This window comes from Aliinostoc sp. HNIBRCY26 (genome assembly GCF_050235535.1).
In the GTDB taxonomy this organism is placed as follows: Bacteria; Cyanobacteriota; Cyanobacteriia; order Cyanobacteriales; family Nostocaceae; genus Trichormus.
In genome coordinates this window covers 4,882,405-4,899,304 of sequence record NZ_CP189852.1, presented here as the reverse complement: position 1 = coordinate 4,899,304, position 16,900 = coordinate 4,882,405, and the positions used below count along the sequence as shown (strand labels likewise).

Genomic DNA, 16,900 nt, shown 5'->3' with positions numbered 1-16,900 from the left:
TTATCCTAGTTTTCTGCAAAGGGAATTTGTTCTACTTCTGCTTCTGCTTGCAAAGTCAATTTACCTGTATCTACTTCTAGTTGTTTAACTCGCAAACTCATTCCTTCTAAATCGAAGTTACTCAAGTTCAAAATTTCAATAGTTTGTGCGATCAACGCTTGAGTTAATTCTGGTGAAATTTCTTCACCTTCTCCATAGGTGACATTTTCTAGAGTGACAGTTGTACCATTAGCATTAACACGAGGTACGGCTGTAAATGCAACTTGATGAGTTTCACCATTTTCTACTAATAAAATGCTGGCGTTAAGTGCCACTTTCCCTTCCCCTGGGAGGCGAAATTCCACCGTTTGAGGTTCAATAGTCTGAAGGCTGTTATTGATATTTATTTTCTGACTTTGAATTTGCTCACGGACGTATTCTGAGTTAAAAGCGCGGTTGATATCCACTTCTGTTAATACTACCCTCGCCTTACCTGCTGTGGGTTTTGTCAGTTCAATTTTGCCAAAAGCTGCACTTAAAGGATTAATAGCCACGCTTTTAATTTGCATTTCCATGACCTCCATCCGTAGGTCTTTTTGCATGACTAAACCTTCACCTGTAATATTGACAGATTCTACCTCGCCTTGTATGAGCTTTAAGGGGTCAGTTTTAATATTTACATCCAAATTTTCAACTTCATCTAATTGGCTAGATAAACCAATTTCTGCTGCTTTATTTAAAGCCTGTTCTCCTATTCCAGAACCCTCTACCATTATCAATGAAGCTCCGTTTTAAATGGCTTTGTTCTATCCTTGAGACAATTTAGTTAATAAATATGCAGATTTTATCTATCTACCGACAGACAAAATCATAAATAACCATATGTCTGTTAGTAGAAGTTTGACATTGTAGAAATTCAAACATTGATTTCTACCTTGGGTTATGAAGCTAATAGTTCAAAAGAAAGAGGAATACCAGATGTAAATATGTCAATTTGAGATTAGTAATCATACGAATAACCTTTGAGGAGAACTCGCAATGGTATCAACTTTAGATGATACAAAACGTAATGCTATAGCTGCTAAATTGGCAGACATGAAATTAATTCAACAATTGCTCATAGATAATGAGCAATTATTTTTGAGAGAATCTACTGATAACGAAATCAGCGATCGCTTCCGTACTATGCTAGATGACGATCGCAAAAATTTGGGAATTCTAGAAACTGTGAATGTGCAGTATGGTATCCAACAAGAGCCACGCAACACAGTTAGAGAAATGGTAGACAAACTGCGCCAATTAATGCAAGGCTCTCAATTAAGCTTCTATGAAAAAGTATTTCAACACGAATTGTTGAAACACCAACAAGTGATGAGTGGTTTATTAGTTCATAAAGCAGCGCAAAAAGTTGGTGTAGATGTCATGGCTGCAATTGGGCCTCTTAACACCGTTAACTTTGAAAACCGCGCTCACCAAGAACAACTCAAAGGTGTTTTAGAAGTTCTAGGAGTGCGTGAACTCACCGGACAAGAAGTTGATCAAGGTATTTGGGGACGCGTCCAAGATGCGATGGCGGCTTTAACCGGTGCTGTGGGTAGCGCTGTCACCCAAGGTTCTGACAAACAGGATATGAATATCCAAGATGTCTTACGTTTAGACCACAACAAAGTTAATATCCTGTTCACCGAAATCCAACAAAGCAAAGATCCACAAAAGATTCAAGAGTATTTCGGGCAAATTTACAAGGATTTAACTGCTCACGCTGAAGCTGAAGAAGAAGTTGTATATCCCAGAGTCCGTTCTTTCTACGGTGAAAGCGATACTCAAGAACTGTACGACGAACAAGCGGAAATGAAGCGAATGTTAGAGCAAATCAAAGCTCTGAGTCCCTCTAGCTCGGAATTCAAAGATAGAGTCAGACAGTTAGCCGACATCGTGATGGATCACGTTCGTCAAGAAGAAAACACCATGTTTGCAGCTATCCGTAGCAATCTCAGTTCTGACCAAAGTGAGCAGTTAGCGACACAATTTAAAGCTGCTAAAGCCAAAATTCAAGAAAGATTAGGCGGTAAAGCTACTGGTGCAGGTGTTTAATACATTCGTGCTAGTGTCCTAATTACTCATTCGTAATTAATTACGAATTATGGTGAGAGGCTTTCTGGATATATCCTATAGCCAAAAGCTAGGCGGGCAAAACCAGTTTTAAGGCGGAATTTTCAGGCTTGTCTGTACACGGTAGTATTCCGCCACACAAATTATTCAGTGTCATAGATACCCGACGGTTTTAAAAAAGTCGGGTATCTGAACATCCGCAATCTATCAAAATCGATTGAGTGGAGTAGTTCCCCTTGTGGGGAAAAGGTAGTATTTAACCAATTGGAGTGCTTCAGGAATGTGTTGACCAACTCGGTCTGTTTCCGTCCCCTTGCGGGGAAAGGTTGGTGTTTAACCTAAATCTATATTATCTTCTTTATTTGTATTTGTATCGGTTTCCGTCCCCTTGCGGGGAAAGGTTGGTGTTTAACAGCAGTGCGATCGCTTTGTTTGTCTTCTCTCCTAATGTTGTTTCCGTCCCCTTGCGGGGAAAGGTTGGTGTTTAACCACATTCCTTAAGTCTCGTGGCTTTAAGTGGAGTCCCAGTTTCCGTCCCCTTGCGGGGAAAGGTTGGTGTTTAACCCATAAGGAGCGATCGCAATGTCTAACACAACTCTAAAGTTTCCGTCCCCTTGCGGGGAAAGGTTGGTGTTTAACAACGAATGCAGTTAGTAGCTGAAATTAGTGCCGACGGTAAGTTTCCGTCCCCTTGCGGGGAAAGGTTGGTGTTTAACACGGTTGAACAAGTCAAAGAATACGCCCAAGAAAACGGGTTTCCGTCCCCTTGCGGGGAAAGGTTGGTGTTTAACCCCATTTTTCTAGAATCTATAGCAAGTCTCAATTAAAAAACAAAGGTTTCCGTCCCCTTGCGGGGAAAGGTTGGTGTTTAACTAACTTTAACGAATCGCAGCTACAGGTAACACTCAGGTTTCCGTCCCCTTGCGGGGAAAGGTTGGTGTTTAACTTTAAGAACTCTACAGGAATGGTCAAGCAAACATAATGTTTCCGTCCCCTTGCGGGGAAAGGTTGGTGTTTAACCCTACCATGTGGAAACTATTGATATATTTAGTTTTCAAGGTTCAGTTGCGCCGAGGTACGGAGATAGAGGTGTGACCTACAGGATCAGTACAAAATCCCAAAAGCTTTTTTCGTTAAAAATTAGCTTTAGAGATAATTTAAACGAAAAACCTCCAGCAGTCAATGCGAAAAAATAAACTTTTCTTTTATTCACACAACTTTACGCGCCCTTACTTCTGATAAATCCGCGCGACAAGCTTACAGCTAACTTTACATTCCGTTACAAGCCGCTAAACACTATCGAAATCATCAACTCCAGCCAGTAAAACCCGACTAAAAACCACACGGAGAACTTTACAAAAGTAAATAATCCTGAGTGCTGAGTAATGAGTAGTGAGTGTTTGGTAATCAATTCTTTAATTTTGAATTTTGAATTTTGAATTGATAAGTCCCCAACCCCCAACCCCTTAAAAAAACTGAACCTTATCAACCTTCTCCCAAGGTAAATCTAGATCATCTCTACCTACATGACCATAAGCTGCTAACTTGCGATAAAATCCACCTTTCATCAAAGACGGTAAATGTCTTAAATTAAATTGTTTAAGAATACCTGCTAAACGAAAATCAAAATACTGTTCTAATAAAGTCGTAATTTCATCATCAGATATCTTACCAGTACCAAAAGTTTCTACTTGCACACTCACAGGACGAGAAAGCCCGATAGAATAACTCAGTTGTACTTCACATTCATCAGCTAAATTCGCCGCCACTACATTTTTAGCAGCATAGCGCGCCGCATAAGCTCCCACTCTATCAATTCTAATGGGGTCTTTACCACTTAATGCAGAACCGCTATGTTTAGAATACTCACCATAGGTATCGATAGCGTTTTTTCTACCTGTTAAACCAGAATGTACCGCCGGGCCACCAGTGATAAATGCACCGTCGGGGTTAATAAAAATTCTGGTTTTCTCATCGGGTTTAATATCTTCATGTTCAAAAACCGGCAAGATAACATTCTCTCGAATATCATCTTGTAATTGTTGCATATCAGGTTTACTACGTTTATTTTGACTGGCAATGACTGTAATACTATGAATTCTGTAGGGACGACGATTTTTATATTCGACTCCCACTTGGGTTTTACCATCAGGAGTGAGATAATCTAATATATTTTTATTTCTCACTTCAGTCATTTTTTTGGCTAGTTTATGGGCTAACCATATTGGTAAAGGCATGAGGGTTGGTGTTTGATTGCAAGCAAAACCAAACACTGTGGCTTGGTTAGTGACAGTAATTTTTTCTATTTCCTCATCTGATAATTTCTGCTCATCAAATAAGTGATATTGATCAGGCGGTAATTCGGTTAAACTTGTCAAAACACTACAGGTTTTACCATTAAATTCTTTGTGGGTATAACCGACTTGATCAATAACTTGTCTGGCTATATTAGTAAAATCTACATTCGCATTTGGTTCAAATCTAGCCGCCAAAAACACAATTCCTGTAGCCACAGCGCATTCTGTAATGACTCTGGAATAGGGGTCTTGTTGTAAAAAACGATCTACGATCGCATCGCTAATTTGATCACACAGTTTATCAGGATGCCCCTCGGTCACTGATTCTGATGTAAACATGAAATCTTTTTTCATAATTCACCTGATTTTGGGGACTGGGGATTGGGGACTGGGGACTGGGGACTGGGGACTGGGGATTGGGAAAGAGGAGACAAGGTAGACAAGGTAGATTTTATTTCAATGCCCCATTCCCAAAATTCTTTAATTTTGAATTTTGAATTTTGAATTTTGAATTGATTAGTCTCCAGTCTTTAGCACCTTTTGTGCTTTCATTTACTAATAAAGGCACTACAGCACTAGCACCGATGACGGTACTATCCACTAAGCTAATTGGGGTGATTCTCAACAGATTTCTCAGTGGGGGAATGGCAATGGCTAAAATTTGAATGCCGAATGAACCTGCAATGGCAACATTTAAATAAGGATTGGTGGGTAATTTTTCTTTGCTGAAAATGCTGTGGGTTTCGGAACGGCTACTGATTGTATGTAGGAGTTGGGCTGATGTCAAACTCATAAAGGCGATGGTGCTAGCTTGGGGTGATATGCCATATCTGGCGAGGCTGTAACCATAGGCGGCGAGGGTACTTGCAGAGATGATGACTGACTCAAATGCAATTCTTCCCAAGTCGGAATTTTTAATGATGGGTTCGTCGGGGTTGCGGGGTGGTTGGTTTAATACTTCCGGTTCTGGTGCTTCTAAAGCCAGGGATAATCCAGGGAAAATGTCTGTGACTAGGTTTAACCATAGCAATTGTATGGCGTTTAGGGGTTCACCGATTCCTGCTGCGGTGGCGGTAGTCATCACCATGATTTCGCTGAGGTTGGTGGAAAGGAGGAAATGTACAGATTTGCGAATGTTATTGTAAATTGTCCTTCCCCGACTGACGGCGATAATCATAGTTTCGAGTCTATCGTCTTCTAAGACGATATCTGCAACTTCACGCGCCACATCTGTACCGCCTTTACCCATTGCTACACCTACTTGGGCGGCTTTTAAAGCTGGTGCGTCGTTAATTCCGTCCCCTGTCATCGCTACAACTTTGCCTGCACCTTGCAAAGCTTGGACGATTTGCAGTTTATTGCTGGGACTAATTCTGGCAAATACGTCTACTTTATCGCTGAGGGCGGTTAAGGCTTCGGGGGTGAGGTTATTGATGTTGGTGGAGTCGAGAATTTCTAATTGGGGGTCACGATTTAATTCTAATTCTTTAGCGATCGCATAGGCTGTAGGACTTTGATCACCGGTAATCATCACGGTGTCGATTCCGGCTTGATGGAAGTCTGCAATTAAGGCTTTTGCACCTTTTCTGATGGGATCTGCCATTCCCACTAAACCCAACCAAGTCAGGTTAGATTCATGATTTTTGCCGTTACCGTTACCGTTGCCGTTGTGGTATTCATCTAGATGGCTGTAGGCTATACCTAAGACTCGTAATGCTTTCCCAGCCATGCGATCGTTTTCAATTTCGATTTTCTGTCTTGTTTCGTCGTCTATAGGTAAAAGTTGACCATCTTTGACTTGATATTGACATAGCTGTGCCACTTCGACAGGGCTACCTTTAACCGCTACAAATTTGTGTTGATTATGAGTCTGGTGAATGGTACTCATCAGATTACGGTTTTCTGAACGCAAATTTGTCTGTAGCAAAGGATACTTTTCTCGGAGGGCGATCGCATCGACTCCCGCCGCAATGGCCATGTAAATTAGGGCGTTTTCTGTAGCTGAACCTGTGACTGCATACTCCCCATCTGTGGATTTGCTGACTTCACTTTCGTTACACAATACCGATACGTGAATCAGCTTCAGTAGTTCATCGTCAGCATAGGGGTTAATTTCGTCTGCACCATCCACAAAATCCCCTTCTACAACTTGGATTTGGCGGGAATTAGCGTGAATTTCCACCACAGACATTTTGTTTTCAGTGATTGTGCCGGTTTTATCCATGCAAATTGTCTGCACAGAACCTAAAGCCTCAACCGCCGCCAAACTCCGCACCAAAACTTTATTCTTCCGCATCTCTAGGATACCTAAAGCTAAGGTGGTGGTAGCAATGGTGGGTAAACCTTCGGGAACAGCCGCCACAGCCAGAGAAATGGAGGATTTGAGCATCTGTACTAAACCATAGCCCCGCCAGACACCCATCCCAAAGACGAGGCCGCAAATCCCCATACTAATTAACACCAGTTGTCCGCCAACTTCGTCGAGTTGTCTAGCTAAGGGGGTTTCCGTGGCTTGGGCTTCTCCTACTAACTGTTGAATCTTGCCCATTTCTGTATATTTGCCGGTCGCTACCACCGCCGCCAATCCTTGACCAGTGGTGATATAAGTACCTTTGTAGGCCATGTTGATGCGATCGCCTAACGGTACATCCTCACCCATTAAATATTCCGTATCTTTATTAACAGGGATACTCTCACCAGTCAAAGCCGATTCATCAATACTTAAGCTATCGGTTGTAATCAATCGGGAATCAGCCGCTACATAATTTCCTGGTTTGAGAATTAAAATATCTCCCACCACTACATCTTCAATGGGTATTTCTTTGGGCTGACCATCTCTCACCACCCAAGCCGATGTTTGTTGATGATGTTTGAGGGAATTAATAATTCTTTCCGACTGGCTTTCTGTGACATAACCAATGATGGCATTTAAACCCACCACACCCAAAATCACCACAGCATCAACCAATCCCCCCGTAAAGATGGAAACTCCCGCCGCCACACCCAACAAAGCCACAGGTAAAGACTGGAACTGTTGCAAAATGATGCTCAAATTAGACCGCAGTTCTGTTTCTGCTAGGACATTTGCACCGTATTTACTCAAGTTATCGGCAGCAGAGGCACTAGATAGCCCTGATTCTGGGGATGTCTTGAAGGTCTGGAGAACTTTACTAGTAGGTATTAAATGCCAGTTTTCTACTTTTTGGGCTTGGATATTGCTATCTGCTTTAGTAATTTTATGTGGAGATGGAATGATGCTTTTAAAATCAATTTTTGGTTGAGTATCTATGAAGATTCTTATAGCTTTCTCAATTAATTCTTGTATTTGTTGATAATGATAATCTTGTTGGAATATTACCAACAAATTACTTGTTAATATATTGGCATGAACTTGTAATATAGCAGGATTTTTGACTAATTGCTGCTCTAAATATATCTTTAATTCTGGTGATTTATGCAGTTCTGTGATTTTATATCTTGCTCTTCCTTTAACTTTGGTGTGTATAGCTTTAATCACGGCAATTCACGACTCCCTAAACTCTGGTAACTGCCTTTATTAAGTATATACTTAATTGATTAATTATATGATTAACGCTTTGAAATTAATCTGTGAAAGATGTTAAGAATTAAGAAAGAATATCAGCAAATATCATTTTTGTATTGTAGTTATCTTGACCGCAACGGACGGGCGAGAAGTCCATCCCACAAGAGGGATTTAATGTGATATTTGAGCCTTTCCACGCCACTATCTAAGATTTGTTTATATGTCAATACAGTTTAGATACGTAGGGTGTGTTAGGCGTAAGCCGTAACGCACCAAAGGGCTTTGTGGTAGGTGCGTTACGCTGTCGCTAACACACCCTACATATACTGTATCAGTTGATCTCTAGCCTAATTTTGATCACTGCTATTAGCATCAGCCTAAAGTGACAGAAAAAATATTCTTCACTCAATAGTTACCAATTTGAAAAGTAAAAATATCCCCCATGCCCAATGCCCCATTCCCTACGCAACCATCTGCGGACAGTTAGCCTTGAGGATGTCGGTGATTTTTTCAGCCGGGGACGGTATACCAAAGTAATATCCCTGGGCTTCTTGACAGCCTTGTGTTTGTAAATAGTTCAATTGCTCTTGAGTTTCCACACCTTCGGCTGTAATCTTCAGTTGCAAGCTTTGAGCTAGTGCAATAATGGCATTGGTAACGGTGGCACTTTCAGGATTAACGGTAACATCCTGGACGAATGAACGATCAATTTTCAACATATGGACTGGGAAAGACTTCAAATAATTGAGAGAAGAATAACCAGTGCCAAAGTCATCCAACGCTATCCATACCCCTAGTTCTCGCAGTTGTTTGAGGGTTTTAATAGACTGCTGAACATTCCCCATCAAAAAGCTTTCTGTTACTTCCAATTCTAAATATGTGGCTGACAATCCGGTTTCCGCTAAAGTTTGTCTGACAACCTCTACTAAATTCGGTTCTTCAAATTGTCGTGCAGAGAGATTGACTGAGACGCGAATTGGTGGGATTCCTGCTAGTTGCCAAGCACGATTTTGGGCGCAGGCGGTTCGCAAAACCCATTCACCAATAGGAACAATCAAGCCATTATTTTCCGCAATGGGAATAAATTGGGCAGGAGAAACTAAACCCCGTGTGGGATGCTGCCAACGGACTAAGGCTTCTAATGCGGTGATTTCCTTGGTGCGTAAATCAACTAATGGTTGATAATAAACCATCATTTCACCCCGTTCTAGAGCTTCACGTAGGTCATTTTCCAAGGCTAATCGCTCTTGTAACTGAGCATTAAATTGCGGTGAATAGAATTTATGTTGACCTCGCCCTTGCTGTTTTGCTTGGTAGAGTGCCATGTGAGCCTGTTGTAGTAGTTGTTCGACGTTAGCCCGATCGCCTACGCTATTGATTGTAATGCCGATACTAGCAGTGATGTGAATTTGTTGACCATTGATGCTAAAGGGTTTGCCGACAATTGCCACTAGTAGTTCAGACAGTTTAACTATACCCTCAAAGGAAATTAAATCCGTGCGAGCGATCGCAAATTCATCTTGACCTAAAAAAGCTATGATGTCTGTCTTCTCTTGATGACTGGTTAAACGCTGCGCCACTGCTCTTAAGAATAAATTTAAGGTCTCAGGTTCTAACCCATGACTAATATCGACAAAATCATCAATCCCCAACACTAGAACAGCTACGAGTTGCTGCTGATTTTGAGATTTGGATACATAATTGTAGAGGCGATCGCTAAATAAATCCCGATTCGGTAATCCGGTGAGATTGTCATAGTAAGTAATTTGATGAATTAATTCATCTAACTTATATAGTGTTTGTGAGGTATCTGCCATTAATGTCCCCACTTCATCGGTGAATTTTGTTGGCAGTTTGGGTAATTTTTGGCCTTGTAAATATTCTTGCAAGGCGGTAGAAGTTGCAATCACAGGAGCTAGCAGATACCGCAGTGTATATAAGGTAGCAACTGTTCCCACTAATGTAGCCACCAGTGCAGTCAGCAGCACTTGCACCGCCATTTCCCAAGAATAAGAATTAGAAGTGACAAAACTGACAATTAAAGTTAGTAATGGGACGTGAGTACCTAAAAAGGCTACTAAAAATATCTTTGCTGTGTAACTTTTTTTAAGTAAACGAAATTGGGCGAGGAAGGAATATAAATAAAGTTTCGAGTTCATGGGATTTACTAGTTTAAGTCAGCCAATAATCATTTAATTACTGAACATACCGATAAAGAAAGGTATTATTACTAGGGAAAAAAAGAATTCAAGATGAGATAGGAATGGCAATTTTAAACTCAGTTCCCATACCTGGTTGGGAATTGACTTCTAATTTGCCGTTGTGTTTTTCCACAACAATTTGATGTGCTATGGATAAGCCTAGCCCCGTACCTTTACCTACGGGTTTGGTAGTAAATAACGGTTCAAACAGTCGTTGTTGGGCAGATGCAGGAATTCCACAGCCGTTATCTGCAATGGAAATCACAGCCATATTATGAGCATCTGTAGTAGTGGTGATGGTAATCTGCGGTACGACACTGCTGATTTTACCTGCGGCGATAGCTTCGTCAATAGCATCAATAGCATTGGCGATCAGGTTCATAAACACTTGATTCATCTGACCGAGAAAACAGTTAACTTCTGGTAAATTGCCATAGTTTCTGATGACTTCAATAGATGAGCGATCGCCATTATTTTTGAGCCGATGTTGTAAAATCATCAGCGTACTATCTAGTCCTTGGTGTAGGTTTCCAGGTGCTTTGTTGTCACTATCAGAACGGCAAAAAGTGCGGAGTGAATTGGAAAGATTTTGAATGCGTTCTGCCCCTAGTTTGAGAGAATTCAAGATTTTGGGCATATCTTCCAAAACGAAATCTACATCTAAGGCTTCTATGGCATCAGTAATCGTGGGTGTAGGCTCAGGATACTCTTGGGCATATAGTTCGAGCATTTCGCAGACTGCGGCAATATACTCGTCCAAGGGTGGCAGATTGCTAGTAATAAAGCTGATGGGATTGTTCATTTCATGAGCTATCCCTGCAATTAACTCTCCCAAGGCGGATAACTTTTCTTGTTGGACTAGCTGCACTTGGGTTTGCTGTAAAGCCGCAGTGCGATCGCGCACTTGTTGCTCTAAAGATTCCGTGAGTTGTTTGAGTCGTAAATGTACACGTACTCTAGCCAGAACTTCTTCTTGAGCGAATGGTTTGGGTATGTAATCCACTGCACCCAGAAAGAAGCCCTTAGTTTTACTATCTGTATCTGCTAAAGCTGTGGTAAAAATTACGGGAATATTCGTGGTGAGAGGATTAGCCTTGAGCCGACGACAAGTTTCAAAGCCGTTAATTCCCGGCATTTGTACATCCAGTAAAATTAACTCTGGTTGATTGCGTTCAGCTTGTGCGATCGCGCTTTCACCATCAATCGCAACCCGAAAATTTAACCCCTCGCTACTGAGTGCTTCCGATAAAACAGATAAATTCGTAGGATTATCGTCTACAAGTAATATAAATCCTTTAGGTGACATTTTGACCAGTTTGCTCCAATTCGTAAATCAAAAGTAGGTTTAAAGATGCTTTCAAAGTAATGTGCATAATATTTTCTTGTGGTGACTAAAACTATTTTTAATCACATAGAAAATAAAAGCAAATATATCCAAAGTCATAAAACAAAGAAAAACTTCATAACTTAACTAATATGTTGTTTTAAAAAAGTTTCTAACCGTTTGAGTTGAAAGTTGCTGGCTAACTGCATAATTTGTTGCGTAAAAACACTGAATTTCTCATCAGAATTACCCAGCTTTTGCGCCAATTCTAAAATGCTTTGAATGTCGCCATCTCGCAACAGTTCTAATAACTGCTGTAAAACCTCCTGGGAGGGTAATTGCATTTCCTGTGTGGGATCTATATTGCTATTCTGAATTTTGTTAGTTGTGTTGTCATACAACCATTCCACTTGCAAAAACTTTCCTAGTAATTCCAGTAGCGTTTCTGCTTCTATCGGCTTGGGTAAAAAGGCATCTGCACCTAAGTCAATACTTTTATATTGGTCAATGCTAAATACACTCGCTGATGAGGTAATGATGGGTATGTGTTTATATTGCTCAGATTCACGTAAATTTTTAATCAACTCAAACCCATTGATTACAGGCATCACTAAGTCAGTAATAATCAAATTTGGGTTATAGAATTGGACTTTTTCCCATCCTTGTTGACCATTACTCGCCTCAATTACTGTAAAGCCTACAGGTTCTAGTAAATTTACGATGACTGAACGGTTTTCCCATTTGTCATCTGCTATCAAAATGGTGCGTTTTTCGCCTTGATAACCTGTAATAGTTCCTTTCTCAACAACTCTAGAAGCTTTAGCCCAATCTTGAGATTCGGAAAAATTCGCCTCAAACCAAAAATTACTCCCTTTGCCAAGTTCACTTGTGACTCGAATTTGACTTCCCATCAACGCTATAATTTTTTGACTGATGGCTAAACCTAAACCTGTGCCTTCCGTTTGTCGTTTTTGATTTCCTGCTTGCTCAAATGGGAGAAAGATTTTTTCAGCTTGTTCAGGGGTGACACCAGTACCAGTGTCTATAATTTCAAAACGAATTTTAGATGCGAGTTTGCCATGTTCATCTAATCCTCGCTTAACGGTTGTCACTTTGAAGGTGACGCTACCTTCATGGGTGAATTTAATAGCATTACTGAGTAGGTTAATCAAAACTTGTCGTAAGCGTTTTTCATCAGCAAAAATCCCTGTTGGTAAATCAGGATCAAGTAACAGGTGAAAATCAATCACTTTCTGTTCCGCCCGAATGCGACAAATTTCACTGACACTATCTAAAAATGATGGCAAATAAAAATGTATGGGATTTAATTCCAACTTACGGGCTTCGATTTTGGAAAGATCCAAGATATCATTAATCAGGGTTAATAAATGAGAACCACACTCGTAAATAACATTGGTGCCTTTACTGCCTCTTTCACTTAAAGATTCCGTCCGTTGCAGGATTTGGGCATAGCCGAGAATACCATTTAGGGGTGTGCGTAACTCATGACTCATGTTAGCCAGAAATTCACTTTTGGCTTCGCTGGAGTTCTTCGCTATTTCTTCCGCTTGACGCAATTCTTGCTCAATTCGTTTACGCTCAATAATTTCTAGAGATAGTTCGCGGTTAATGGCTTCTAATTGCGCTGGGCTAGGTAATGCTAAAGCTTGCGGCATGAGATCAACTAGAGCAAATGCCGTATATATGGAAATAATGGCGGTAAAGGCTTTGATGCCCCCTGCAATCCAGTAATTTGGATGCCACAGCGTCCAAATATCCATTAAATGCCCAGTTCCACAGGCAATAATAAAAGCCCCAAATAAGATGAAAACTCCATTGAAGGGAACATCTTTGCGTTGAGAGATAAAGTAAATCAGTAATACAGGAATGGAATAATAGGCTAGTGCGATCGCACCATCAGAAATCAGATGTAACCAAACTAGTCCAGTTTTCCAGAGATAACAATGTCCGTGGGGGATAAAACCACTTGCATTCATTAAAGCCAACATATTTTTAGAGTGTTCCCAAATTTTTTTTGTAATTAAGTATTCCCAAACTGTCAGTTGCTGCCACAAACTCAGACACAATCTGCTGTAGATGTTGATGTAGAGTTCCCTTTATTAGCGATCGCAATTTTTTTGACTAAATGTATTAGCCACAAAACATTCACCAGCAAGTTAAGTTGAAATTCTTGAGTGATGTTCTTGATTACGAAAAATCAGTTTTGTCAGCGTAAATACTGAGAAGATATGCTGGATTCTTCTAGCTCTTGTTTGTCATACCTAAGCTTAGGATATTATCTTTTTTCTCAGATGTAAATCAAATATGTAACATTTTTTACTAAAATTTTATATTTGTGTTTTGGTTAACAAAAATCAGTTGTTTGTAGTTAATTCTTCAGCATTGCTGTTAGCGGTAGCGGAGCGTTTAGTCTGTGCAATTAATCTGACTTTTTACTCAGCACCGGCTCAACACCGCGCTATCGCTAACGTTACTCAGCATCGGCTCAACGCCGCGCTAACGCTAACAGCACTATTTTAGTCAGGGAATATGATATTTATTCTCATCTTGCCTGAAGTTGCAGAACCTGACTAATGATTAATGTACATACTATAACAACTATCTGTTAGAAGTGGTTTTACAAGTTATCTATTGTGTTTTTCAACTCTTGTTGATCCCTCCTAACCCTGAAAAAAATGGGTAAATAGAATTAAAATCCCTATTTTTAATGGAGATTTAAAATTAAAGTTCATATTTTCAGGGATATTTAGCATTAAATCCCCCTTCGTCAAGGGTAATTTAGGGTAATTAGAGAGTATTTGATAAATCACCAGATGCTTTTAAAACATCCTCTGAGATATTGAGGTTAAAGAGATTCAAGCAGAAGTGATTTCAGCTATTTTACGTAATGTCAGGGATGTATTTTAGAGTTTAAAGATTCTATAAATATAGAGATTCAATTTGATTGCTGAAGCTACTGATTTAAACAAGGAACTCTTCACAAAAAAGAGAAAAATATACGGAGTTAGGGTCAATATCAAATATGAATTCTCTAAAATTAGTCACCTTCAACGAAACACAGCGAGCATCTATGATGAAATCATCACTGCTTAGTATATTGTCAAGTATCAGTCTAATTGCTAGTTTGACTATAGTCAGTAATGTCAGAGCCAACACAGTCACTAATCAAAAAGAACAGCAAATATCCGCCGAAGAACTAGCTATTAAAAAACAAGTTTTATCTAATTTAGGTGCAGTGGCTCGCGCTCAACAAGCGTATTTTCTGGAAGAAAATCGTTTCGCAACTCAGATTCAACAGTTAGGTGTGGGAAACAATATAGAAAATAGTGTTGCTGGCTATGAATGGCAAATATTTACTGATTCCAAAGCCAAGCAAGTCATCATGACTGTATTAACACCAAAACTAAATAATTCTCGCACTTACGTTAATTTCGTCAATGTAACTAAAACAGCAACAGGGGAAGAGTTAACATTTTCTACGCTTTGTGAAAGTGTAGACAATCGGCGTATAGTTCCTCAGTTACCTACTAAGATGTTGCTAAACCAAGGGATTGAATGTCCATCTGGTTTTCGAGAGTTTGCAATGAGTGAGGCTGAGAATGCTTTGTCTGAACGGTTTGAACAGGAAAAGCAGCAGAGAATCTTAGTTGGTGTGATAAATATTCTACAAAAGCAATATTATGCTCGTAATGGTGTATTCGCCGACAAAATAGCAAAATTATTCGATACTCCTATCAGTAACATTGAGCAGAAATCAGGTTACAGCTTGAGATTTTTATCAATTAAAGATATACAAACTGGGATGATTACTATAGTTACTATTCCCAACCAAAAGCAAAAAACTTACTTGGGGGTAATTACAGCCAATGGCTCTAGTATTTGTGAGGTTTCACCGCAAGTATCTCTAGATTTAGAAAAGTTGAGCAATTTACCCACCAAGAATTTACTCAATTGTGGCGCAGGTTTGGTTGAAGTCAGTCTTAGTGCTGAGGAAACCGCAGATATCAATGAAGAACTGGACAATCTGAATAAGTATCAAGCGCAAATTGCAGAGATAGAAAACCCTCGGAAAACAAAAGTTTTGCAAACTGCTGATCAACTAGCGCAAGCAGGACAGTATTTACAAGCACAACAGGAGTATTATTTATCACTGGGAGCTTTGGGGCTGAGTGAATATGACCTTTTAGGTGAATTGACGGGAGAATCTAGCTTTAATCCTGTCCGTGACAGTTTTCTCAAAAAAATTACACCTGTTTTAAAAGCAGCAGCACCTTTATTATTAGAACAAAAACAGGCAATCATATTGGAAGTATATAACTCCTTTGATCAGTTGCCAAAATCTAGAAATAAAACAGCTATCAAAATTCGGGAATTAGCAGCTTCACAGTTAGGCTTTAATATTTTGACTACTGCTGAGGATGATTTGAAAATACCTGATGATAAAAAGGCAGCATTTTCAGAAGTTTCTGAGTTATTAAGACAGCAGTTTGATGATCAGACGCAACAAATTCCTCAGACATTACCCACAAAATTACGTAGTTATGTCAATCAACATAGTAGGAACATTACCAAAATCCGCGACTTGTTATTAAGTGAAGAGACACCTATTTGGGGGTTAGAGTATAAATATATAAAAGAGGGAGATTTTCAAGCCCCTATTCCTAGCTATTTAGGCATAGTCAATTTACAACGTTTGTTATTAATTGATGTCTTAGAACAACAGCGACAAGGTAACAATCAACAGATGCTGAAATCTTTAGAAGCATCTTGGAAACTCAGCGAATCATTACAAAATGAACCATCTTTAATTGGTCAGCTTGTGAATATAATTGTTAGGCGATCGCAAATCCGAGTCATGCAAAAAATCGGCAATTTACCTGTGGTTTGGCAAAGTCGTTTATTGGCACATGACTATACAAAATCTCTATTGCATTCATTAAATAATGAGGCTTTCTCTATATTACAGGGTTTAGATAAAATTATTCCCCCAGAAAAAGACACCCCTTTAAGGCAACTATATCGCAATTGGTATGGTGTGAATACATACACATTTTACCAAGGGTTTTACCAAGCAGTAGAACGAGAAAAAAATAATCTTTGTTCCCTGGATGTGAAAGATATAGAAAAACAGTATTTTCCTTCAGATAATTATCTGAGTCCCAGCTACACCACCCAAATTTTCAAAGCACATTATTTGATGTTGGAATCAGAAATGATGCAAAAAGTTTTACAGTTGCAAACATCAGCAAATTCTCCCATTGAGATACCTGCCAATGTTTGTTTAGGCAACAAATGGATATATCAAACCTTACCCAATGGTAAGCGTTCTATTTCCCTGGAGAAACAACCTGTTTGGTTATCTCAAATTAAGCGATCGCCACTAAATTATACGTGGTAGGCTGTTGCACATTTGTATATTCAC

General features: G+C 39.7%; 9 protein-coding genes and 1 CRISPR repeat array. Of the genes, 3 read left to right on the top strand and 6 right to left on the bottom strand.

The window, feature by feature from the left end:
* Window positions 1–5 precede the first annotated feature (5 nt).
* Window positions 6–752: an LmeA family phospholipid-binding protein gene (locus ACQFX9_RS20750; protein WP_427158146.1), complete on the bottom strand. Its 747-nt coding sequence runs from the start codon at window positions 750–752 to the stop codon at window positions 6–8.
* Window positions 753–1,017: 265 nt separating this feature from the next.
* On the opposite strand from ACQFX9_RS20750, the gene ACQFX9_RS20745 reads away from it, so the two are divergent.
* Window positions 1,018–2,073 carry a hemerythrin domain-containing protein gene (locus tag ACQFX9_RS20745; protein WP_427158144.1) on the top strand — a complete coding sequence of 352 codons (1,056 nt, stop codon included), beginning with the start codon at window positions 1,018–1,020 and terminating at the stop codon, window positions 2,071–2,073.
* Between the two features lie 319 nt (window positions 2,074–2,392).
* Window positions 2,393–3,111: a CRISPR direct-repeat array (repeat unit 37 nt; unit sequence GTTTCCGTCCCCTTGCGGGGAAAGGTTGGTGTTTAAC).
* A 446-nt stretch (window positions 3,112–3,557) separates the two neighbouring features.
* On the opposite strand, the gene metK is transcribed toward ACQFX9_RS20745, so the two are convergent.
* The 5 genes from metK to ACQFX9_RS20720 all read right to left on the bottom strand — a co-directional run bounded on the left by metK (window position 3,558) and on the right by ACQFX9_RS20720 (window position 13,466).
* Complete coding sequence (metK, locus tag ACQFX9_RS20740; RefSeq protein WP_427158142.1) at window positions 3,558–4,742, bottom strand: methionine adenosyltransferase; 1,185 nt, start codon at window positions 4,740–4,742, stop codon at window positions 3,558–3,560.
* A gap of 97 nt (window positions 4,743–4,839) precedes the next feature.
* Entirely contained in the window at window positions 4,840–7,905 is a 3,066-nt protein-coding gene (locus ACQFX9_RS20735) for a cation-translocating P-type ATPase (protein WP_427158141.1), read from the bottom strand.
* 488 nt (window positions 7,906–8,393) lie between these two features.
* Window positions 8,394–10,091 carry a putative bifunctional diguanylate cyclase/phosphodiesterase gene (locus ACQFX9_RS20730; RefSeq protein WP_427158139.1) on the bottom strand — a complete coding sequence of 566 codons (1,698 nt, stop codon included), beginning with the start codon at window positions 10,089–10,091 and terminating at the stop codon, window positions 8,394–8,396.
* Window positions 10,092–10,179: 88 nt separating this feature from the next.
* A complete protein-coding gene (locus tag ACQFX9_RS20725) occupies window positions 10,180–11,439 on the bottom strand; it encodes a hybrid sensor histidine kinase/response regulator (RefSeq protein WP_427158138.1) in 1,260 nt (419 codons plus the stop codon).
* Window positions 11,440–11,600: 161 nt separating this feature from the next.
* A complete protein-coding gene (locus tag ACQFX9_RS20720; RefSeq protein WP_427158136.1) occupies window positions 11,601–13,466 on the bottom strand; it encodes an ATP-binding protein in 1,866 nt (621 codons plus the stop codon).
* A gap of 352 nt (window positions 13,467–13,818) precedes the next feature.
* On the opposite strand from ACQFX9_RS20720, the gene ACQFX9_RS20715 reads away from it, so the two are divergent.
* Window positions 13,819–13,998 carry a hypothetical protein gene (locus ACQFX9_RS20715; RefSeq protein WP_427158135.1) on the top strand — a complete coding sequence of 60 codons (180 nt, stop codon included), beginning with the start codon at window positions 13,819–13,821 and terminating at the stop codon, window positions 13,996–13,998.
* A gap of 502 nt (window positions 13,999–14,500) precedes the next feature.
* The gene (locus ACQFX9_RS20710; protein WP_427158133.1) at window positions 14,501–16,876 is read left to right on the top strand and encodes a type IV pilin-like G/H family protein; all 2,376 of its coding nucleotides are present in this window, start codon (window positions 14,501–14,503) and stop codon (window positions 16,874–16,876) included.
* The last annotated feature ends 24 nt before the right edge of the window (window positions 16,877–16,900 follow it).